Source organism: Bartonella fuyuanensis (genome assembly GCF_014197255.1).
Taxonomy (GTDB): domain Bacteria; phylum Pseudomonadota; class Alphaproteobacteria; order Rhizobiales; family Rhizobiaceae; genus Bartonella; species Bartonella fuyuanensis.
Map to the genome: position 1 here is coordinate 163,999 of NZ_JACIFE010000002.1, position 21,500 is coordinate 185,498.

Annotated in this window: 17 protein-coding genes and 1 pseudogene; 4 read left to right on the plus strand and 14 right to left on the minus strand. The window is 36.8% G+C overall.

All coding sequences use genetic code 11. The features are described from left to right. Window positions 1–22 precede the first annotated feature (22 nt). Window positions 23–1,276 carry an FAD-binding protein gene (locus GGR08_RS02085; RefSeq protein ID WP_183193752.1) on the minus strand — a complete coding sequence of 418 codons (1,254 nt, stop codon included), beginning with the start codon at window positions 1,274–1,276 and terminating at the stop codon, window positions 23–25. Window positions 1,277–1,328: 52 nt separating this feature from the next. After that, complete coding sequence (locus tag GGR08_RS02090; RefSeq protein WP_183193753.1) at window positions 1,329–1,577, minus strand: zinc-finger domain-containing protein; 249 nt, start codon at window positions 1,575–1,577, stop codon at window positions 1,329–1,331. Between the two features lie 327 nt (window positions 1,578–1,904). Here GGR08_RS02090 and GGR08_RS02095 point away from each other — a divergent pair, with 327 nt between their 5' ends. After that, on the plus strand, window positions 1,905–4,085 hold the full coding sequence (locus GGR08_RS02095; protein ID WP_183193754.1) for an RNA degradosome polyphosphate kinase: 2,181 nt from the start codon (window positions 1,905–1,907) through the stop codon (window positions 4,083–4,085). 6 nt (window positions 4,086–4,091) lie between these two features. Next, window positions 4,092–5,609 (plus strand): Ppx/GppA family phosphatase, encoded by a 1,518-nt coding sequence (locus GGR08_RS02100; RefSeq protein ID WP_183193755.1) that lies wholly within the window; start codon window positions 4,092–4,094, stop codon window positions 5,607–5,609. A 286-nt stretch (window positions 5,610–5,895) separates the two neighbouring features. On the opposite strand, the gene rnd is transcribed toward GGR08_RS02100, so the two are convergent. Continuing rightward, the gene (gene rnd, locus GGR08_RS02105; protein WP_183193784.1) at window positions 5,896–7,050 is read right to left on the minus strand and encodes a ribonuclease D; all 1,155 of its coding nucleotides are present in this window, start codon (window positions 7,048–7,050) and stop codon (window positions 5,896–5,898) included. A gap of 118 nt (window positions 7,051–7,168) precedes the next feature. Between rnd and aspS the strand changes: the two genes are divergently transcribed. Together aspS and parC are read left to right on the plus strand one after the other, a co-directional pair. Next, the gene (aspS, locus tag GGR08_RS02110) at window positions 7,169–8,962 is read left to right on the plus strand and encodes an aspartate--tRNA ligase (protein WP_183193756.1); all 1,794 of its coding nucleotides are present in this window, start codon (window positions 7,169–7,171) and stop codon (window positions 8,960–8,962) included. Between the two features lie 324 nt (window positions 8,963–9,286). Continuing rightward, window positions 9,287–11,536 carry a DNA topoisomerase IV subunit A gene (gene parC / locus GGR08_RS02115; RefSeq protein WP_183193757.1) on the plus strand — a complete coding sequence of 750 codons (2,250 nt, stop codon included), beginning with the start codon at window positions 9,287–9,289 and terminating at the stop codon, window positions 11,534–11,536. A 267-nt stretch (window positions 11,537–11,803) separates the two neighbouring features. On the opposite strand, the pseudogene GGR08_RS02120 reads toward parC, so the two are convergent. From GGR08_RS02120 to rpe, 11 genes and pseudogenes are all read right to left on the minus strand, one after another. Continuing rightward, window positions 11,804–11,935, minus strand: a pseudogene (locus GGR08_RS02120) (integrase); the annotation flags it as partial. A gap of 412 nt (window positions 11,936–12,347) precedes the next feature. Beyond that, a complete protein-coding gene (locus GGR08_RS02125; protein WP_183193759.1) occupies window positions 12,348–13,604 on the minus strand; it encodes a multidrug effflux MFS transporter in 1,257 nt (418 codons plus the stop codon). Window positions 13,605–13,670: 66 nt separating this feature from the next. Then, complete coding sequence (gene grxD / locus GGR08_RS02130; RefSeq protein WP_183193760.1) at window positions 13,671–14,003, minus strand: Grx4 family monothiol glutaredoxin; 333 nt, start codon at window positions 14,001–14,003, stop codon at window positions 13,671–13,673. Window positions 14,004–14,090: 87 nt separating this feature from the next. After that, complete coding sequence (locus GGR08_RS02135) at window positions 14,091–14,324, minus strand: BolA/IbaG family iron-sulfur metabolism protein (RefSeq protein WP_183193785.1); 234 nt, start codon at window positions 14,322–14,324, stop codon at window positions 14,091–14,093. A gap of 42 nt (window positions 14,325–14,366) precedes the next feature. Further along, a complete protein-coding gene (gene purL, locus GGR08_RS02140) occupies window positions 14,367–16,577 on the minus strand; it encodes a phosphoribosylformylglycinamidine synthase subunit PurL (RefSeq protein ID WP_183193761.1) in 2,211 nt (736 codons plus the stop codon). Between the two features lie 282 nt (window positions 16,578–16,859). After that, window positions 16,860–17,531, minus strand: coding sequence for a phosphoribosylformylglycinamidine synthase subunit PurQ (purQ, locus tag GGR08_RS02145; protein ID WP_183193762.1), 672 nt, complete (start codon window positions 17,529–17,531; stop codon window positions 16,860–16,862). 11 nt (window positions 17,532–17,542) lie between these two features. After that, window positions 17,543–17,782, minus strand: a complete 240-nt coding sequence (purS, locus tag GGR08_RS02150; RefSeq protein ID WP_183193763.1) for a phosphoribosylformylglycinamidine synthase subunit PurS — start codon at window positions 17,780–17,782, stop codon at window positions 17,543–17,545. An 81-nt stretch (window positions 17,783–17,863) separates the two neighbouring features. After that, the gene (purC, locus tag GGR08_RS02155) at window positions 17,864–18,628 is read right to left on the minus strand and encodes a phosphoribosylaminoimidazolesuccinocarboxamide synthase (RefSeq protein WP_183193764.1); all 765 of its coding nucleotides are present in this window, start codon (window positions 18,626–18,628) and stop codon (window positions 17,864–17,866) included. Between the two features lie 173 nt (window positions 18,629–18,801). Continuing rightward, window positions 18,802–19,350: an RBBP9/YdeN family alpha/beta hydrolase gene (locus tag GGR08_RS02160; RefSeq protein ID WP_183193765.1), complete on the minus strand. Its 549-nt coding sequence runs from the start codon at window positions 19,348–19,350 to the stop codon at window positions 18,802–18,804. 70 nt (window positions 19,351–19,420) lie between these two features. Then, on the minus strand, window positions 19,421–20,725 hold the full coding sequence (gene purB / locus GGR08_RS02165) for an adenylosuccinate lyase (RefSeq protein ID WP_183193786.1): 1,305 nt from the start codon (window positions 20,723–20,725) through the stop codon (window positions 19,421–19,423). Continuing rightward, window positions 20,725–21,411: a ribulose-phosphate 3-epimerase gene (gene rpe, locus GGR08_RS02170; RefSeq protein WP_183193766.1), complete on the minus strand. Its 687-nt coding sequence runs from the start codon at window positions 21,409–21,411 to the stop codon at window positions 20,725–20,727. The genes purB and rpe overlap by 1 nt, the downstream gene beginning before the upstream one ends. Between the last annotated feature and the right edge of the window lie 89 nt (window positions 21,412–21,500).

The window sequence follows — 21,500 nt, forward strand, 5'->3', positions numbered from 1 at the left end:
TATTCAAAGTATTAGAAGGATTTTATAAGTTTTTATCATTATTTTGTATAGAATTCATAGCATCATACATATAAAGCCAATTGAGATTTGACATAATGCTCTCTGATGTACGAATTTTCATCATGAGATTACGTGCGATTGCTAGAGGACCGGTTGCATGATAGACTAATCTATTGAAATCTCCTCGTTTTTTAACTGCTGCAAGACGGGGGATGCGTGTTGTTTCGTAAAGTGAAAGTGCTTTCATTAATGAAAGATCTTTCAATGAAAGTACTTCTGCTAATATGGCGGCATCTTCGATTGCCATAGCAGCGCCTTGCGCTGCAAAAGGTAAAGCTGCATGTGCACAATCGCCAACAAATACTTGTCTTTCTAAACCTAGAAAACGATTCTGTTTCATTTGAAAGAGAGGCCAATATCTCCATTCGTCAATATGATCAAAGATTTGTAAAATTTTTGAATTCCAAGCTTTAAAAAGAGACTTGAGTTTTTCTTTATCTCCTTTATGTGCCCATCCTTCTTTTGAATGCTCTCCATGCGTAATGGCGACAAAATTAAAAGTTTTTTCTGACGATTGAATAGGGTAGACAATAAGATGATTTTGGGGGCCCATCCACGCTGTAATTGTTTTCATATTTTGCAACGAAGAACGAAAGCTTTTAGGAAGATTATCAAATGTTGTTGTTGCACGCCAAGCAATAAAACCACTAAAAGTCGCTTTTTCATAAAAAGGAGATTGTTGCCGTAACGTTGACCAAACTCCATCACATCCGATTAGGAGAGGGGTTGAATAAAGCTGCTGCTGTTGTATTGTTGTATCTGTTTTTATTGTTGTTATTTTAATGTTGGTTGCAGAGGGGGTAGATGCAACAACAGCTTTGCCTGTCTTGTATTTGATCAAAGGATTTTCAATCACTGCATTATATAAAATTTTTTGTAAAGCCGCACGGTGAATCGTTATATAAGGGGCTTTCCAAGATTTTTCCGTTAGATTGATAAGATGGGCACGTAGACGTATTTTTAAAGATATTCCATCTTTTAACTCAAGAAAATGTGGTATTGTAGCAACTTCGGTGAGTTTGTTAAGAAGTTTCCAGTGTGCGAGAATAGATGTTGCATTTGGAGTAAGTTGAATACCAGCACCTATCGTTTCAAGCTGTTTACACTTTTCGAGAATGGTGCTTGCAATTCCTTTATGAGCAAGCGCTAAAGCGGTACTTAAACCAGCAATTCCTCCTCCAACGATGATGGGTGATTGAACCACAAACGATTTCATATTAACTAAGCAGAATTTAAAAAGCGGTTATTTAAGAAAGTTCAACAACACATTATAATAGCTTGTCTGGATGATATAAACACCCTGAAGGGTTCGTTTGATTGGACGATAGCGAGGGAACATAACGATAAAGGGTTGAGCAATAAGGGCAAATTCTTTCATCAGCTGCTCCCATGTCGATAAAGATATGAGGATGATCGAATGGTTGTGTCGCACCGGCACACATAAACTCTTTTACACCAATTTCGATTATTTTATATCCAAGATCATTTTGGAAATGGGGAACACTGTGATCAGCCATGGCAGATGAACTCCAAAGTAAATTTTCTCATCATCTTAATGATAGAGCTTTGCTATTTTATAAGTATGAGTTTGTAATAAAGCTTATAATAATGCAAGATGCTTTAAGGCAAATTGTTCCTCTTTTATGCTATATTAGAAGAGTAGTCGTGTTTTTAGTGCTTTGCGTATTGAGCTCGCTCCAAGTATTTTAAAATATTAAATGGAAATATGATTAAGAAAAGTTAGGCATTGATATATTCTTATGATGATAACTTATTCTAAAATGTTATGTGAGATGTTTTTTAAAAGGATTTTAGAAAGTATAAAAGAAGTTTAGTTACAATATATGGAAAAGAGGGTGGCAGATAAAATTTCTAGATCGGATATAACAATGAAAAATCCGGCACGGTTTATTAATCGAGAGTTTTCATGGCTTCAATTTAATAATCGTGTTTTGATGGAAGCGGATAATTCGAAAAATCCTTTATTAGAACGTCTACAATTTCTTTCGATTTCAGCAACAAACCTTGATGAATTTTTTATGGTTCGTGTTGCAGGACTTGCCGCTCAAATTCGTGCTCATGTTACAGCGTGCAGTGCAGATGGATGTACACCACAGGAACAACTTGATGTTGTGTTAGCTGAGATTTCACAGTTGCAGGCTCAGCAGCTACGAAAATTAAATGTTTTACGTGATGAATTAAAAAAGAATGATATTGAAATTATTTGTTCTGATGATCTTTCAGAAGTTGAAAAATTATGGCTTGAAGAATATTTTCTTGATACAATTTTTCCCGTTCTAAAACCTTTTCCTGTTGATTCTACTCATCCTTTTCCATTTATTCCTAATTTAGGGCTTTCTCTTGCGGTCCAGTTGACTCGAGGAACTGATCAACACTTACGCACAGTGTTGTTGCCTATTTCAATGCTTTTAAGACGTTTTGTTCTTCTTCCTCAAAAGGGCAATCATTTTCGTTTTATTGCATCTGAAGATATTATTCTTCTTTTTATTAAACAAGTGTTTCCTAATTATGAGGTTAAGGGAATTGGTACATTTAGAGTGATTCGGGATAGTGATATTGAAGTAGAAGAAGAAGCTGAGGATCTTGTTCATTTTTTTGAAACTGCTCTTAAAAGGCGAAGACGTGGGCAAGTTATTCGAGTTGAATTTGACGCAAAAATGCCAGAGAATTTACGCCAATTTATAGCGAATTGTCTTGCTGTTCCTGATAATTGTATTAATATCCTTGATGGATTTTTAGCGCTTAATATGGTATCAGAGATTGTTGCTATTCCCCGTGATGATCTCAAATTTATTCCTTATATTCCTCGTATTCCGGAATGCATTCGTAAACATAATGGGGATTGTTTTTCGGCTATTCGTGAGAATGATATTGTGATTCATCATCCTTATGAGACATTTGATGTTGTTGTCCAATTTTTACGTCAAGCTGCTTGTGATCCTAATGTTGTGGAAATTAAACAAACTCTTTATCGTACATCAAATGATAGCCCAATTGTTAGCGCTTTGATTGAAGCAGCTGAACAGGGAAAGTCCGTGACTGCTTTGGTAGAACTTAAAGCACGTTTTGATGAAGAAGCAAATATTCGTTGGGCACGGGATCTCGAATGTGCTGGGGTTCAAGTTATTTTTGGTTTTATTGCATTAAAAACGCATGCTAAAATGTCACTAGTTGTGAGGCGTGAAGGAAAACACCTTTGCTCGTATGTTCATCTTGGAACAGGAAATTACCATCCTGTTAACGCTAAGACTTACACTGATCTTTCTTTTTTTTCCACGAATGATGATATCGCTCATGATGTTGCGTTATTATTCAATTATATTGCGCAATATGAGCGTCCAAATGAAACCATGAAGATTGCTTTTTCGCCCTTAACATTGCGTGATCGTATTCTTCAGCATATTGAAGGAGAAATTGCGAATGCACAACAGGGAAGGATTGCTGCTATTTGGATGAAAGTTAATGCATTGGTTGACCCTGAAATTATTGATGCTTTATATCGTGCCAGTCAAGTAGGGGTGAAAATCGATTTGGTTGTGCGAGGAATATGTTGTTTGCGTCCTCGTATTCCAGGAATTTCGGATAATATTCGTGCAAAATCAATAGTAGGGCGTTTTCTTGAACATAGTCGCATTTTCTGTTTTGGAAATGGTCGAGATTTACCTAATGAAAATGCACTTGTTTATTTAGGTTCTGCTGATATGATGCCTCGGAATCTAGATCATCGTATTGAAATATTGGTTCCAGTTTTTAATAAAACAGTGCATCGGCAGATTCTTTTGCAAATTATGTTGGCTAATCTCATTGATAATCAACAAAGTTTTGATATATTCAAAGATGGAACATCAAAGCGTATCATACCAAAAGAAGGTGAAAATCTGTTTAATGCGCAGGAATATTTTATGACCAATACAAGTCTTGCGGGGGGAAATGAGTCTTTTGAATCTTCTGTTTCGCGCTTGGTGGCGTTGCATAGGCAACAAATCGAAATACGTAAAGACTGAAATCCAATGACATATATAGATGCTCAAGGCCGGCTAAAAGGGTGTAAACCTGTTGCTGTTATTGACATTGGCTCAAATTCTGTTCGGTTGGTTATTTATGAGGGGCTTGTTCGTTCACCAACGGTTTTGTTTAATGAAAAGGTTCTTTGTGGTCTCGGTCACGGTGTGGCAAGAACAGGATTTTTAGAAGAAAAATCGATGAAAATGGCGTTGCAAACACTGAAAAGGTTTCGTGCACTTTGCTGGCGAATTGGAGCAGATGAGGTCTATATTTTGGCAACGGCAGCAGCACGAGATGCAAAAAATGGCGTGGCGTTTATTCAGCAAGCTGAGGATATTTTGCAAAATAAAATATATCTTCTTTCAGGAAGTGAAGAAGCTATGTATTCAGCATATGGAGTTGTGTCTACCTTTTATCAACCAAAGGGTATTTCTGGGGATCTTGGTGGTGGAAGTCTCGAGCTGATTGATATCAATTATTCTGATGTCGGTGAAGGAATAACGCTTCCGTTAGGTGGTTTACGGCTACAGTATATGTCAAATAACGATAGTGTTGTAGCTACAAAAATTGTACATGAGCAATTTTATAAATCTTTCGTTCCCCGTACGCGTAAAGGTATAACACGTTATTTTTATGCAGTAGGGGGGACATGGCGTAATTTGGCAAAACTTCATATGGCAGTGAAACACTATAGGCTCCCTGTTATGCATGGCTATGAAGTTGATGCCGTTGAACTGGAGAAATTTTTACGTCTTGTAGCAAGTGGCAATATTGATAATATGAGAGGAATTGCAGCAGTTTCAGAGAATCGTCGGAAACTTTTATCTTATGGTGCAATAGTTCTTATTGAACTCATTCAATGTATGAAATTTGAAAAGATAATCTTTTCTGGTGCTGGAGTTCGTGAAGGTTTTCTTTATTCACGATTGCCACAGGAGATTCGTATTTCAGATCCTCTTATTGCAGCGTGCACAGAAATGGCTATTTTACGGGCACGTTCGCCCAAACAAGCAAAAGAGCTTATTGATTTTACGACGAATGCCTTTGAAGTTTTTGGAATTTCAGAAACTGAAAATGAATACCGTTATCGCCAAGCTGCTTGTCTTCTTGCTGATATTGGTTGGCGTATACATCCAGATTATCGAGACAATGAAGCGGCAAATCAGATAGCATTAGGATCTTATCCAGGAATTTCACATGAAGGACGCCTTTATGCAGCGCTTGCTGTTTTTTTTCGCAATACGAATTCACTGGTTGATAAAGAATCTCTTCCCATTTTCCAGTTAGCAACTCAAAATATAATTGAAAAAGCACGTATTCTTGGTGAAACTATGCGTATTGCTTATCTTTTTAGTGCTTCTGTTGCAGGGATTTTACCTCATTTATTATGGCATAAAAAAACAGGTCAGATTATTCTACGGATTCCAAAGAATTATGCTGAATTATTAGGAGAACGCCCTCTTGGACGATTAAGGAAGTTATCAAAAATAATAAAACAGCCTCTCGCTTTTGAAATTTTTTGATTTTTCATCCTAATTTATTCATGTTGTATGTCTTATAGGTGCTATTGTTAGGTATTTTAGTTGCTATTTGGTCGACCTGATAAAGATTTAGGTGTTATTTTTAATGAGAATTTGCTGTTTAAGTTTTTAAATTTACTCAGAGATCTTTCTACATCTTTCAAATGAAATTGGTTTATTAAAATGCAATTGTAAAATTTTTTTCTTTTAATTCCCGTCTTATTGTGACATAAGGCGGTTTTTCCTTTAGAAAGCTTCATGGAAATTTCAGTATGTAGAGGAATGTAAATTAAAGTTGTTTTGTGCTTATTTTCCCATCATTAAAGTAAAAGCCTATTTGACCCTGTAGCAGTTGTTCGGCCTTTTGACCAAATATTTCATAACGCCAACCATTCATAGCGGGAATATTTTTCTTTATTTCTCCGTTGGCGATTTTTTCTAAATCATTGGATGTTGCAATAATTTTAGGAGCAATGTTATTTTCATTTGCAACAAGTTTTAATAACACTTTGAGAAGATCGATAACAGCGTCGGGCGTATCATTGAGGGGGTTATATTTAGGAATGGGGGGTAAAGTAGAAAGATCTAATTCTAAGCCATCATGGATAGCTTTGATTAATGATTGAGCAATTGGGAGTTTATCCCAATTCTTATTAAGACCGCGCAATCGTTTTAATGCAGATTTATCTTTTGGTTGTTGGGTTGCTATTTCTATAAGACATTCATCTTTCATGATATGGCGACGTGGCATATTGTATCTTCGCGCTTCACGTTCACGCCAAGCTGCTATCTTTTGTAATATAGCGAGTTCACGTGGTTTTTTAACTTTTCCTTTCACTTTTTTCCATGCTTCATCTTCTGGCATATCATAGGTTTTAGGATTTAAAAGGGTTGTTATTTCATCATTCATCCAGTGAGCACGTTGATTTTTTTCTAATCTTTTTTTCAATAATAAGTAAACATCTCTTAGATAGGTTACATCGGCAAGAGCGTAGAGCAGTTGTTTTTCAGATAAAGGGCGATAACTCCAGTCTGTAAAACGGGAGGATTTATCAAGATGATGCCCTGTGCAGTGTTGTACAATTTGATCATAGGAGATAGAATCACCAAATCCACAAATTGATCCTGCTATTTGCGTATCGAAGAGAGGGTAAGGAATAACACCCCCAAGATGATAAATCGTTTCAATATCTTGGCGGGCGGCATGAAAGACTTTTACAACTTTTTTATCGATCATAAGGTCAAAGAACGGTTGTAAATCAATATTTGGTGCTATGGGATCAATTAAAACAGTAACATCTGGTGATGCGAGCTGGATTAAACACAGTTGAGGCCAAAAAGTTGTTTCGCGGATAAACTCAGTATCAACTGTTACAAAATCAGAAGTATGTAGTGCAGCAAGTGCAATTTTAAGATCTGTTGTTTGTGTAATAAGATTCATAATTTTACTGTAATTTGTCCTTTATTGATTTTATTTTCGAGTTTTTATTCTCATATCTTGACAAATGATTATTAAAAAGCGTTTGTAACGCATGTAAGTATTATAATCAAAGGCAAAAAATATGCACCGTTATCGCAGTCATCATTGTGCAGCTCTTCGTAGATGTGATGTAGGAACACAAGTTCGTCTTTCAGGATGGGTTCATCGTGTTCGTGATCATGGAGGAATTCTGTTTGTGGATTTACGTGATCATTTTGGAATCACGCAAATTATTGCCAACTCTGCTTCACCAGCTTTTAAAGTTATGGAAAAAGTACGCTCTGAGTGGGTTATTCGTGTGGATGGAGAGGTTTGTGCACGTTCTGATGAGGTTATTAATGCGACGCTTCCAACAGGTGAAATTGAAATTTTTGCACAAGAGGTAGAAATTCTTTCACAATCTGATGAGCTGCCTTTACCGGTTTTCGGCGAGCCTGATTATCCAGAAGATATTCGTTTGAAGTATCGTTTTCTTGATTTACGTCGGGAAACTATGCACAAAAATATTATGCGTCGGACTGAAATTATTACTGCCATGAGACGAGCTATGCAAAATAATGGTTTTACGGAGTTTACAACGCCACTTTTGACAGCTTCATCGCCGGAAGGGGCGCGTGATTTTTTGGTTCCAAGTCGTGTTCATCAGGGAAAATTTTATGCACTACCACAAGCTCCACAGCAGTATAAACAGTTGTTAATGATATCAGGTTTTGATCGTTATTTTCAAATTGCTCCATGTTTTAGGGATGAAGATCCACGAGCAGATCGTCTTCCTGGAGAATTTTATCAATTAGATGTTGAAATGAGTTTTGTTGAGCAAGAGGATGTTTTAAGAACGATGGAACCTATTATGCGTTCTATTTTTGAAGAATTTGCAGATGGAAAAACTGTGACACAGAGCTTTCCTCGCATTTCTTATGATGAAGCAATGCAGAAATATGGTTCTGATAAGCCTGATTTACGTAATCCGATCATTATGGAAGATGTTTCTCAGTATTTTTATAATTCTGGTTTCAAAGTTTTTGCTCAGATTTTAGCAAATGATGAAAATGCCCAAGTTTGGGCTATTCCTGCTAAAACGGGTGGAAGTCGTGCTTTTTGTGATCGTATGAATATATGGGCACAGGGAGAGGGGCAACCAGGGCTTGGTTATATTTTCTGGCGTGAAGAAGAAAAAAAGATCGAAGGAGCAGGACCTATCGCCAAAAATATTGGTGAACAGCGAGTTGAAGCGCTTCGGATACAACTTGGACTTAAAAGTGGTGATGCTTGTTTTTTTGTGGCTGGAGATCCAAAAAAAATTGCATCTTTTGCTGGAATGGCTCGTACACGGGTAGGAGAAGAATTAAATCTTCTCAATAGAGAGAGTTTTGCTTTGGCGTGGATTGTTGATTTTCCATTTTTTGAGTGGAATGAAGATGAGAAAAAAATTGATTTTGCACATAATCCTTTTTCCATGCCTCAAGGGGGAGAAAATGCTCTTGCCTGTCAAGATCCTCTTACTCTTAAAGCTTTTCAATATGATCTTGTTTGCAATGGTTATGAGATTGCATCAGGTGGCATTCGTAATCACTTACCAGAAATGATGCTTAAGGTTTTTGAACTTGCAGGACTTTCTAAAGAAGTCGTGGAAGATCGTTTTGGTGCTCTGTATCGTGCATTCCATTATGGAGCTCCACCACATGGTGGTATGGCTGCGGGAATTGACCGTATCATTATGCTGTTGCAAGATGTTAAAAATTTGCGTGAAGTTTCTTTATTTCCTATGAATCAGCAGGCGCTTGATCTTTTAATGAGTGCTCCATCTGATGTTACTTCTACACAATTACGTGATTTAGGAATCCGCGTGGCTTCTGCTCATAAAAATAGTTCGTAAAGTGTCTTAATATTATTTATTTTTTAATGCCAGTTATCTTGATTTGATAATGAAATATTATTTCTTTCTTTTGTTTTTTATTACTTAAAAAAGATATTTAAAAAAGTTTTCGATAATGTATTAAGTATTTTCATATATTACTTATGGTAAAGAGGCAGAACATGTATAAATTTTTCAAATTGATATAATTTTCTGTTCATGTTTTAATTGCAATGTTTATTTTTATGTAGATGACTTTTAATAAAAAATCTGACTCATAAAATTCTTCATTAAATAAGTCCTATAATAATTTCTTATTATTGTGAGAATTGTTATTTTAATACTATGTCTGATAAAATGAATTCACCGTTTGATAAGGAATATGTTGAACCAATAGAATTACGTTCTGCTTTACAGGAACGTTATTTGGCTTATGCGCTTTCTACAATTATGCACCGTGCATTGCCTGATGTTCGTGATGGATTGAAGCCTGTTCATCGGCGGATTGTTCACGCAATGCGTCTTCTCAAATTAAACCCTGGACAGTCTTATGCGAAATGTGCGCGGATTGTCGGTGATGTTATGGGAAAATTCCATCCTCATGGAGATTCAGCTATTTATGATGCTTTGGTGCGCCTAGCTCAAAGTTTTGCAGTTCGTTATCCATTGGTTGATGGTCAAGGCAATTTTGGTAATATTGATGGTGATAATGCTGCTGCTATGCGTTATACGGAAGCACGCATGACTGAAGTAGCTGCATTATTACTTGAAGGAATTAATGAAAATGCTATTGATTTTCGTTTGACTTATAATGAAGAAGATTGGGAGCCTGTTGTGTTACCAAGCGCTTTCCCTAATCTTTTAGCAAATGGTTCCTCTGGTATTGCTGTTGGTATGGCGACATCTATTCCCCCCCATAATGTTGCAGAGCTTTGTGATGCAGCGCTGCATTTGATTGCACATCCTGATACACATGATGAGGATTTAAATCAATTTGTGCTGGGACCGGATTTCCCAACCGGTGGCATTTTGGTTGAGCCTAAAAAAAGTATTAAGGAATCTTATCGTATAGGTCGGGGTTTTTTTCGATTGCGTTCGCGTTGGTATCAGGAAACTGGCAGTCGTGGTTCTTATGTGATCGTTGTGACCGAAATTCCCTACCAAGTTCAAAAATCACGCCTTATCGAAAAAACTGCGGAATTATTGCTTGCGCGGCGATTGCCGATGCTTGAGGATATTCAAGATGAGTCAGCAGAAGATATCCGTATCGTGCTTGTTCCTAAAAATCGTACTGTTGATCCTGAACTTCTTATGGAATCCCTTTTTAAATTAACGGATTTTGAAGTGAGGTTTCCTCTTAATCTTAATGTTTTGTCTTCTGGAAGAAGACCCAATGTTCTTTCTTTGCGCGAGAGTTTACAGCAATGGCTTGAACATCGGCAGGAAGTGCTCATTCGTCGCTCGCGTTATCGGCTTGAGCAAATTGAAGGTCGATTGGAAATGCTCCATGGGTATCTTATTGCTTATTTGAATCTCGATGAGGTCATTCAAATTATTCGTGAAGAGGATGAACCTAAAAAGCAGCTGATCAGTCATTTTAAATTAACACAAAATCAAGCTGAAGCTATTCTTAATATGCGTTTGCGTTCTTTACGTAAGCTTGAGGAATTTGAAATTCGTAAGGAATTTGAAACCCTTAAAGTTGAAAAAGAAAAACTACAAAATTTATTGGCCTCTCCTATAAAACAATGGAAAATAATTTCAGAAGAAATCAAAAAGATTCGAAATACTTTTGGTCCTGAAACTTTCTTAGGAAAAAGACGTACGACATTTGAAGAGGCACCAAAACATGATCTTGATGATATCCAACAAGCAATGATTGAAAAAGAACCGGTTACTATTGTCGTTTCTGAAAAGGGATGGATGCGTGCTTTGAAGGGACACTTGAACGATTATAAAGTACTTTCTTTTAAAGAAGGAGACAGTTTAAAGGTAGCATTTCCAGCATTTACAACAGACAAGATTGTGCTGATAAGCACTGGTGGGAAGTTTTATGCTATTGGTGCAAATAATTTGCCTGGAGGGCGAGGGCATGGTGACCCCATCCGTCTTTTAATCGATATGGACGATGGGCATGATGTTCTGACAGCTTTTGTACATCATGCAGAGGAAAAACTACTTTTGGTTTCATCTCACGGAAATGGTTTTATTGTCCGTGCTGCAGAAGTGATTGCCAATACACGAAAAGGAAAGCAAGTAATGAATGTAAAATATCCTGATAAGGTAAGACTTTGTATTCCGGTAAATGGTGATCATATTGCAGTGGTTGGTGAAAATCGCAAAATGCTTATTTTTGCTATTGAACAAATACCAGAAATGAATCGTGGTAAAGGTGTTCGCTTACAGCGTTACAAAAAAGGTGGTATTGTTGATGCAAAGACTTTTAATTTATCAGAAGGTTTAAGTTGGAAAGATACGGCTAATCGAATCTTTAACCGTCAAGCTGATGATCTCATTGAATGGATGGGAATGCGTGCGGGAGTAGGGCGTTTGGTTCCAAAAGAATTTCCAAAATCAGGAAAATTTACTAATTAAATGCATTTTATAAACAGGAAAATCCTGTATAGCTTTATGATATATTGATTTATAAGGTTAATTTATTTATTCTGATTTTGTCCAAGTTAAGTTAATCAAAACTATTTGCTTGCATGTCATAAGATGAAGAAGCCAGCGCCCATAAAAGCTATTGAAAAAAAAGAATAAAAAATTCTTCTTATAAATCATTTCAATGAAATACAAGAGTTTTTGAAACAATAAAAACATTTTTTTCTAGGGCAGTGATTGTGTTTTCAGGAAATGGGAAATGGTATAATGATAAATCCATTGAACACCTCCATCTTTACGTTTGTGAAGTAACAAGCCAGCACTATCATTATATTTTCTAGCTCTCAATGTTGCGACAGCTCTTGCATTAAGGCGGTTCATAAGGAGCATTTTTACTCCTTTTTATACAAATTTGATCCACACACTCATCCTACTTGTGATGTGCAAAAGAGAGGTTTTGATTGATTCAAGATAAGCAGGTTTGAAATGAGAGAATCTTACGTTATTCGAGACTCTAATTCAACATAAAAAAACAATAAATTATCATTATAAATCAATTACTTATAAATAATATCATGATAATCGTTTGGATCTTTATTAAGTAAAAATATTGGTATTCAATGGTTTTTAGATTTTTTATCATTATATTATTTATAGGTGCTGTCGTGAAATGATTTAATGCTTTGAGAGGTGTATATTTAAAATAAATATGTGAATGTTTAACGCAAAAATGCCCTATTTGGAGCGATTAAATATTTGCTTATCATCTAGGAGAGGTGTTATTAATCTTTGATGGCAATGTTTATTCGTTAGGATTGCTATGACATTGTCTAAAAAGATGACCGCGTTCAGCCCATAAGACAAGAAGTATAGCAATAACACTCAGAAAGAAAAATCCTGCTGAGTTTGGGATAGTTGTTTCATCAAATTGTTGTGCTATAAAGAAACTAACTCCTGCACCGATAGATGTTTGAAGAAATCCGGATACAGAAGATGCGGTTCCAGCAATTTCTCCTGCAGATTCGAGAGCAAGTGTATTAAAATTAGCTATCATGCCACCACAGGTAAACATTAATATGCAATATAACGTCATATAAAAAGGAAAAGGGATAACACCATCTGCTAAAATCGATCCAATAAACCAAATACAGGAAGTGACACAAAAGAGAAAAAGCATAGTATGGGCAATACGTCTCATTCCAAGAAGTCCGACAAGTTGAGAATTGATAAATGATGAGAAAGCTTGAAATGCAGCACCGATTGCAAATGCTATAGGAAACCAAAAGCCTAAGTTATAAATTCCTTCATAAGTTTGTTGGGATGTATTAACAGCAATAAAAATACAGCCTAAAATAATGGAAGTTGCAAGTGTGTAGCAAAGTGTTGTACGGTTAGTTACAATAATCCATAAATTTTGTTTGACTGCAGAAAAAGAAAGAGGGCATTGTTCATGATGTGTTTCAGGCAAGCGTAATTGAATCCAAATCATTAAGCCGAAACCAACCATTGCCATGAAAATAAAGATAAATTGCCAATACCCAAGCAGTAGAATAATCTGTCCGACTGCTGGGCCGACCATTGGTGCTACAAGAAAAACCATCATAACAATAGACATAACTTCTGCCATTTTTCGTCCACTGTAAAGATCACGTACAACAGAAACCGTAAGAACGCGCATAGCAGCTCCTCCAATACCTTGCAAGATACGTAGAATGAGTAAGAGAGAAAGATCCGTTACAAAGGCACAGCCGATTGCCGTAAATGAATAAAAAGCAAGCCCAATAAGAATAAGCCTACGTCGTCCATACCGATCGCTTATTGGACCGAAAAATATTTGAGCAATACCATAGCTAATAAGATAACTCGAAATGATATAATGTTGATCATTTTCATTGAGAATATTTAATCCATCCAAAATATTGGGCATAGCTGGAAGCATAATATCAACAGCTATAGCATTAGTAGCCATGAGCGAAGCAATAAGAATAACAAATTCTTTATAGCCAATTCTTTTTCCAATTGCATCACTATGTGTTTGTTTATCGATTAAATATGACATATGGCATCCTTGAAATAAAAATTTTGGCTGGAAAAACTCTTTTTTAAGAGTTTAAATAAAAGATACCTATGATTGATGACAGGAAATATTTTTTTCTTTCAAAAGTTCCTGCAATTCATTGCTTTGAAACATTTCTTTAACAATATCACAGCCTCCAATAAATTCACCTTTGACATAAAGTTGTGGAATTGTTGGCCAATTTGAGTAATCTTTAATTCCTTGACGCAACTCGACAGAAGTTAAGATATTAATTCCTTTATAATTCAATCCTAAATAGTCAAGAATTTGAACAACTTGCCCTGAAAACCCACATTGCGGAGCATTAGGCGTTCCTTTCATGAATAAAATGACATCGTTTGTTTTAATTTCGTTATCAATAAAATCATAAACTGTTGTCATTTTTATCCCTCGATATTTCAGATTTTTACAAGTGCGCAATCTATACTCATACTCTTTAAATGAATGAATGCAAGAAGAAATTTTAGATTATTTTGGGATATTTGTTTGCAACACTAAGGCATGAAGATCATTTCCCATATTACCTTTAAGGGCATCATAGACCATTTTATGTTGTTGAAGACGAGTTTTACCGCGAAAGCTTTCAGAAATAACTTCTGCAGCATAATGTTCTCCATCACCAGCAAGATCACGAATTCTTACGGTGGCATCGGGAATGCCTTCACGAATAAGCGTTTCAATTGCATGGGCACTCATTGCCATCATTATTCTCCTTTTTGTAAGAGCTATTTGAGAAAAAAAAATTTATTCTTCACCCATAAATTGTGGAAACCAGTTTTCATAGGCTTGTGTAAGTTTGTCTACCGAAAGGGTTAAGATTCCTTCGATATTGAGCGAATCCCCCTCAACTCTACCAAGCTCTGTTAAAGAAATGGTATTGATTTGTGCTTGCTTTTTAAGACTGCTGAGAGCATGAGGCTTGACAGCTAAAAGATAACGTCCTTGGTCTTCTCCAAAAAGTTCTGCATGATGCGGGGATTTATTGCTTAATTTTATTTTGATTCCTTTCTTGGCTTTAATTACCATTTCGGCGAGTGCAATCGCTAATCCCCCGTCAGAAATGTCATGAGCAGCATGAATAAAACCGCTATTAATAACATCTCGAACAAATTGACCATGTTTTTTTTCAAGTTGTAAATCTACAGGGGGAGGGGTGCCTGCATCAATATTTAAAATATTACGCGCATAGATTGATTGTCCTAAATGAGAACCACAATCTCCCACTAAAATGATACTATCTCCATTTTGCATACCACTTATTGTTACCAATTTAGACCAATCCTTAAGAAGGCCTACTCCAGCAATTGTGGGGGTCGGAAGAATAGCTTCCCCATTTGTTTCGTTGTAAAGAGAAACATTGCCTGAAACGATAGGAAAGTCGAGGATTCTACAAGCTTCCCCTATACCTTTAATAGCAAAAATTAGTTGTCCCATAATTTCAGGTTTTTCAGGATTACCAAAATTGAGATTATCTGTAGCGGCCAGTGGTATTGCACCTGTCGTACTAATATTTCGCCAGCATTCTGCGACAGCTTGTTTTCCTCCTTCATAAGGATCGGCTTCACAATACCGAGGTGTTACATCAGAAGAAAAAGCAAGAGCACGTTTGCTATTGTTGCTTATACGGATAACGCCTGCATCACTTCCTGGATAAACAAGGCTATTTCCTTGAATAAGAGTATCATATTGTTCATAAACCCATCGCCGTGAACTTTGATCAGCAGAATTCAATAAGGTTAAAAGTGCATCATCAAGATTTTTAATTTTTTTGATATCTTCTGCTTTCAGGGGTGTTTTTTTTGTAGGTTCGCGCCAAGGACGATCATAAACAGGTGCTTCATCACCGAGTTCTTTAATGGGAAGATTGACAACTTCTTCCCCTTGATGAAATACGCGGAAATGTAAATCATCGGTTGTTTTTCCAATAATAGAAAAATGTAGCCCCCATTTATGAAAAATTTCTGCTGCTTGCTTTTCTAATTCTGGTTTGAGAATCATGAGCATACGCTCTTGACTTTCAGACAGCATCATTTCATAAGCCGTCATGTTTTCCTCACGAACGGGCACATTATCAAGATTAAGCTGTATTCCCAGATTTCCTTTTGCACCCATTTCAACAGCAGAAGAAGTAAGGCCTGCTGCACCCATATCTTGAATAGCAACTACAGCTCCAAGTTCCATGAGCTCTAAGCATGCTTCAAAGAGACATTTTTCTGTAAAAGGATCACCCACTTGAACAGATGGGCGTTTTTCTCTGATTGAATCATCAAATTCAGCAGAAGCCATTATTGCTCCACCGACGCCATCACGCCCTGTTTTTGCACCAAGATAAACGACGGGAAGTCCGATGCCTTGTGCTTTAGAATAGAAAAGAGCGTCTGTCTTTGCGATACCGGCTACAAAAGCGTTAACAAGGATATTGCCATTATAACGCTTATCAAAATTTACTTCTCCACCAACAGTTGGAACGCCAAAAGCATTGCTGTAGCCACCAATTCCAGAAACAACACCAGAAACAAGATGGCGTGTTCGTGGGTGATCAGGAGAACCAAATCGCAATGCATTCATAGCAGCAACAGGACGAGCTCCCATTGTAAAGACATCACGTAAAATACCACCAACGCCTGTTGCCGCACCTTGATAAGGTTCAATATAAGAAGGATGGTTGTGGCTTTCCATTTTGAAAACAATACATTGTCCTTCACCAATATCGACAACACCAGCATTTTCACCAGGACCTTGAATGACACATTTTCCTTCTGTTGGAAGGGTTTTTAGCCATTTTTTAGAGGATTTATAGGAACAATGTTCGTTCCACATGGCAGAAAAAATTCCCAGTTCAGTAAATGTTGGTTCTCGACCGATTAACGTCAAAATACGTTGATACTCATCCTCTTTTAGACCGTGTTGCGCAATGAGCTCTGGTGTGATAGTGATGTTATTACAAGGCTTCATAAGTATTTATCCATCAAATTAATCGAAATTTAGCATTTTTATTTTTTAATCTAGCAGCCTATATTATAGCAATAATGTTGTTTAATAATAAAAATATTCATAGACCCGAAGCTGAAAATTTTACTCGTTTGTTTAGTGAGACTTAAGACTCAAACCGGTCTTAAATAGTTATGTATTTAGAGAATAATATCCACTGTTGTTTGTGAAGAACGCCGGTCATAGACTCATTAATACGGAATATAGATCTTTTTTACAGTTATGGAGTACAAGGGGTTTCTAGCATCACCCATTTACTAACTCTAAAACACCTTGAAAAAATAAACGACCGTCAATACCTCCATGGGCGGGCTCAATAAAGTTTTCAGGATGAGGCATCATACCGAGAACATTACCAGCTTTATTAACAATTCCAGCAATATCTTTCATTGAACCGTTAGGATTTGTATTTTCTGCATAGCGAAAAACAATTTGTTCATTATCTTCCATTTGTTTTAATGTTTCATTGTCAACAAAGTAATTTCCATCGTGATGGGCAACAGGACAACGAATAATTTGCCCTTTAGAATAATATCGAGAAAATTTTGTTTTAGCGTTAACAACTTCAAGTTTGATTTCACGACAAACAAATTTCAAGGAAGCATTTCGCATTAAAGTACCTGGTAATAATCTCGCTTCCAACAAAATTTGAAATCCATTGCAAATGCCTATTATTGTAGTTCCTCCTTGTGCTTTCTCACGAATGGCTTTTAAGATAGGTGTTCGCGCTCCAATAGCACCACATCTTAAGTAGTCACCATAAGAAAAACCACCAGGAATGATAATAACATCTACATCTGGAATTGTTGTTTCTGTTTGCCAAATCTTTAGTGGTTCAGCTCCCGTTATATGATGTAATGCTGCAACCATATCTCGATCACGATTTAATCCAGGAAGTTGAATGATGGCAGTTTTCATAAGTTTTCCGCTTAAAGAATTTCAATTGTATAATTTTCAATGACAGTATTCACGAGTAACTCTTCACACATCTGCTCAAGTTTTCTCTTTGCAGTTTCAGAAGGTTGATCATCAAGAACAATATCAAAAACCTTTCCCTGACGAATGGAAAGAATACTTTCGAAAGCTAAACTTTTTAAAGCACCGACAATTGCTTCTCCTTGTGGATCAAGGATGCTTTCTTTTAAAGTAACTATAATACGTGCTTTCATTTTTTGCTTCCTGATTGTAAAAAATTTTCCCTTTGAAGAGGGGTATTGATAGATAGAAGGTGATATTATTTTACCTTGTGTTTATTTCACGAGAACAGGACCTGTTGGTCGTATCGGCTCATTTTCATTCATAATCCCAAGACGTTTGGCGACTTCTTGATAGGCGTTAATAAGCCCCCCCATATCACGACGAAAACGATCTTTATCCATTTTTTCTTGTGTTTGCATATCCCATAGTCGTGCAGAATCAGGTGAAATTTCATCCGCAAGAACGATACGCATTGTTTCATCTTCCCATAGGCGACCGAATTCCATTTTAAAATCAATTAATTGGATGTTAACACTGGCAAAAAAACCAGAAAGAAAATCATTAATACGGATTGAAAGTTGCATGATATCTTCTAGCTCTTGTGGGACAGCCCACCCAAAAGCAGTGATATGTTCTTCTGTCACCATAGGATCCTCAAGAGAATCATTTTTATAGTAGAACTCAATGATGGATTGTGGAAGTGGGGTCCCTTCTTTCAGTCCTAACCGTTTAGCAAGAGAGCCGGCAGCAACATTGCGAACAACGATTTCCAACGGAATGATTTCCGCTGCTTTAATAAGTTGTTCGCGCATGTTTATGCGTTTGATAAAATGTGTTGGGATGCCCAAACGTCCAAGATGACTAAAGATATGTTCCGAAATTCGGTTGTTTAAAACCCCTTTTCCGTCGATAATTTCGTGTTTTTTTGCATTAAAGGCAGTTGCATCATCTTTAAAAAATTGAATATAAGTTCCTGGTTCAGGTCCTTCATATAAAATTTTGGCCTTGCCTTCATAAATACGGTGGCGACGATTCATAATAATTCTCTATTTTCCTTGAGAGGTTTTTAATAATATTGCTAAGTGATACTATCCTAATTGATGGAAATTCTCAATGATCTTGCTATGATACTTTTATTAATTTTTGTCATTCCACATTTATCCAAAGGGTGAGATATATAGGCGATTAGAATAAAGGATTACCTTTTATATCAAATTTTTGCAAGAAAGTGAGAGAGGACCATAAGTCCTTCAGGCCAAGGCCCGTGTCCAGATTCTGCGTTAATATGGCCAGAATATCCAGCATCAACAAGGAATGATCCCCAGTCATTAGCTATTTTTTCTGCTACTGAAAATTGACAAAAAATGTCGTTCCGGCTAGCTATAATAATTGAAGGAAAAGGTAACTTTTGGCGATGATAAGGGCCAAATGTCATTAAATGTTTGGGACGTATTTTCTCATTGGCTAGATCAGGAGGTGCAACAAAGAAAGCGCCACAAATTTTTTCTGCATTTTGTATAGCTGCCTGAATAGCAGTAGGAACTCCTAGTGAATGAGCAATAATCATAACAGGTTTTTGAGCTTGTGCGATGGCGGTTTGAACTTTATAAACCCACTCTTCATAAACAGGTTTTGACCAATGGATTTGTTCAATGCGGCGGGCAGTTGACAATTTTTTTTCCCAGCGTGTTTGCCAATGATCTGGACCAGATCCTTTGTAGCCAGGAACAATAAGAATATCGAGTTGATTTACTTTCATGAATTATTTTCTTGTTACAACAGGTTCTTGATTATAGGTAGAAAAGATTTGGGTTTTCTATGTTGTTCTATTATTCTTCAAAAACACGTTTGAAAATTGTATTGATATGTTTGGTGTGGTAAGAAAGATCAAATTTTTCGCGAAGTTCTTCTTCACTTAAAGCTTTGGTAACATCTTTGTCATTGAGCAGTTCTTCTAAAAAATCTTTTCCTTGTTCCCAAACCTTCATCGCATTTCGTTGTACAATTCGATAAGAATCTTCGCGACTGATTCCTGCTTGTGTGAGTGCTAAAAGTACTCGTTGTGAGTGAATAAGCCCCTGGAATTTATTGAGATTTTTTTGCATATTTTCTGGATAGACAATTAAATTTTCAATAACAGATGTGAGGCGCGAAAGAGCAAAATCAAGCGTAATAGTCGCATCTGGACCAATATAACGCTCGACAGATGAATGAGAAATATCACGTTCATGCCAAAGTGCTACATTTTCCATGGCTGGGAGTGAAAATGCACGTACCATCCGTGCTAATCCAGTTAAATTTTCTGTTAAAACCGGGTTACGTTTATGAGGCATCGCCGATGAACCTTTTTGCCCAGGTGCGAAATGTTCCTCTACTTCAAGAACTTCTGTTCTTTGTAGATGGCGTATTTCTATCGCTAATCTTTCAATAGAGGAAGCAATAACACCAAGTGTTGCAAAAAACATAGCATGACGATCCCGTGGGATTATTTGAGTGGAAACTGGTTCAGCACACATGCCTAAAGCTTTTGCTACATGTTCTTCAACGCGTGGATCAATATTTGCAAAAGTTCCTACAGCTCCAGAAATTGCGCAAGTAGAAATTTCTTCGCGTGCTGCAAGAAGACGTTTGCGACAACGGAAAAATTCAGCGTATGCAAGAGCGAATTTAACTCCAAATGTTGTCGGTTCGGCATGAATGCCATGGCTCCGACCAATAGTAATTGTTTCTTTGTGTTCAAAAGCACGTCTTTTTAATGCTTCAAGAAGTTGATCTATATCCTTTAGTAAAATATCACTAGCGCGCATCAATTGAATGTTTAGTGTTGTATCGAGAACATCAGATGATGTCATGCCTTGGTGGATAAAACGTGCTTCTGGTCCAATGAATTCAGCTAGGTGGGTTAGAAATGCGATCACATCATGTTTGGTAATTGCTTCAATTTCACCAATACGATTGACATCAAATTCAGCTGCCGCTCCTTTTTCCCAAATGACTTTGGCGGCTACTTTCGGAATAATTCCTAGTTGAGCAAGGGCATCACAAGCATGTGCCTCAATTTCAAACCAAATACGATATTTTGTTTCAGGAGACCAAATTGTTACCATTTCAGGACGGGAGTAACGTGCGATCATCATTTTTTTCCTTGTTGTGAGAGAATTGCGGCTTGGCGCAATGCATGAATACGTGTTTTGTAAAGCTCTTTGTTTCCATTTTTATAAATTGCAGAGCCTGCGACAAATATATTCGCACCGGCTTTTGCAGCTATCCCAATTGTGTCAACGGTGATACCGCCATCAACTTCGAGATCAATAGGGCGGTTTGCAATCATGTTTTTAACGCGCTTAATTTTATTTTTTATTTCTGGAATGAAACTTTGTCCGCCAAAACCGGGATTGACTGTCATAATGAGGATAAGATCTAATTGATCAAGCAAGTATTCAAGGATATGTTCAGAGGTGCTTGGATTGAGTGCAAGTCCGGCTTTTTTTCCCATTGCTTTAATCGTTTGTAATGAACGATGAAGATGTGAACTGGCTTCAGCGTGAATAGTTATAATATCTGAACCAGCTTTTGCAAACGCTTCCAAATAAGGATCTACAGGTGTAATCATCAGGTGAGCATCAAATATTGCTTTGGTTAATGGGCGCAGACTTTTAACGACTTCAGGACCAAAGGTGATGTTAGGAACAAAGTGCCCATCCATGATATCAAAATGGAGCCAATTGGCACCAGCATCCACAACATCTAATATTTCTTGTCCAAGTTTAGAAAAATCAGAAGCCAAGAGTGATGGTGAAATGAGATGAGAATGGGGCATTAAAATCTCCTTGATTGACTGTTTTTATCATGTTGTTGTGTAGACACAAATATCTTTTATGTTATGACGGAAAAGAAAAATATGTATTA

Coding starts and splice junctions, on each gene's coding strand:
- GGR08_RS02085 (WP_183193752.1), bottom strand. CDS start 1,276: ATGAAATCGTTTGTGGTTCAATCACCCATCATCGTTGGAGGAGGAATT.
- GGR08_RS02090 (WP_183193753.1), bottom strand. CDS start 1,577: ATGGCTGATCACAGTGTTCCCCATTTCCAAAATGATCTTGGATATAAA.
- GGR08_RS02095 (WP_183193754.1), top strand. CDS start 1,905: ATGGAAAAGAGGGTGGCAGATAAAATTTCTAGATCGGATATAACAATG.
- GGR08_RS02100 (WP_183193755.1), top strand. CDS start 4,092: ATGACATATATAGATGCTCAAGGCCGGCTAAAAGGGTGTAAACCTGTT.
- aspS (WP_183193756.1), top strand. CDS start 7,169: ATGCACCGTTATCGCAGTCATCATTGTGCAGCTCTTCGTAGATGTGAT.
- parC (WP_183193757.1), top strand. CDS start 9,287: ATGTCTGATAAAATGAATTCACCGTTTGATAAGGAATATGTTGAACCA.
- GGR08_RS02125 (WP_183193759.1), bottom strand. CDS start 13,604: ATGTCATATTTAATCGATAAACAAACACATAGTGATGCAATTGGAAAA.
- grxD (WP_183193760.1), bottom strand. CDS start 14,003: ATGACAACAGTTTATGATTTTATTGATAACGAAATTAAAACAAACGAT.
- GGR08_RS02135 (WP_183193785.1), bottom strand. CDS start 14,324: ATGGCAATGAGTGCCCATGCAATTGAAACGCTTATTCGTGAAGGCATT.
- purL (WP_183193761.1), bottom strand. CDS start 16,577: ATGAAGCCTTGTAATAACATCACTATCACACCAGAGCTCATTGCGCAA.
- purQ (WP_183193762.1), bottom strand. CDS start 17,531: ATGAAAACTGCCATCATTCAACTTCCTGGATTAAATCGTGATCGAGAT.
- purS (WP_183193763.1), bottom strand. CDS start 17,782: ATGAAAGCACGTATTATAGTTACTTTAAAAGAAAGCATCCTTGATCCA.
- purC (WP_183193764.1), bottom strand. CDS start 18,628: ATGAATCGTCGCCACCGTATTTATGAAGGCAAGGCCAAAATTTTATAT.
- GGR08_RS02160 (WP_183193765.1), bottom strand. CDS start 19,350: ATGAAAGTAAATCAACTCGATATTCTTATTGTTCCTGGCTACAAAGGA.
- purB (WP_183193786.1), bottom strand. CDS start 20,725: ATGATCGCACGTTACTCCCGTCCTGAAATGGTAACAATTTGGTCTCCT.
- rpe (WP_183193766.1), bottom strand. CDS start 21,411: ATGCCCCATTCTCATCTCATTTCACCATCACTCTTGGCTTCTGATTTT.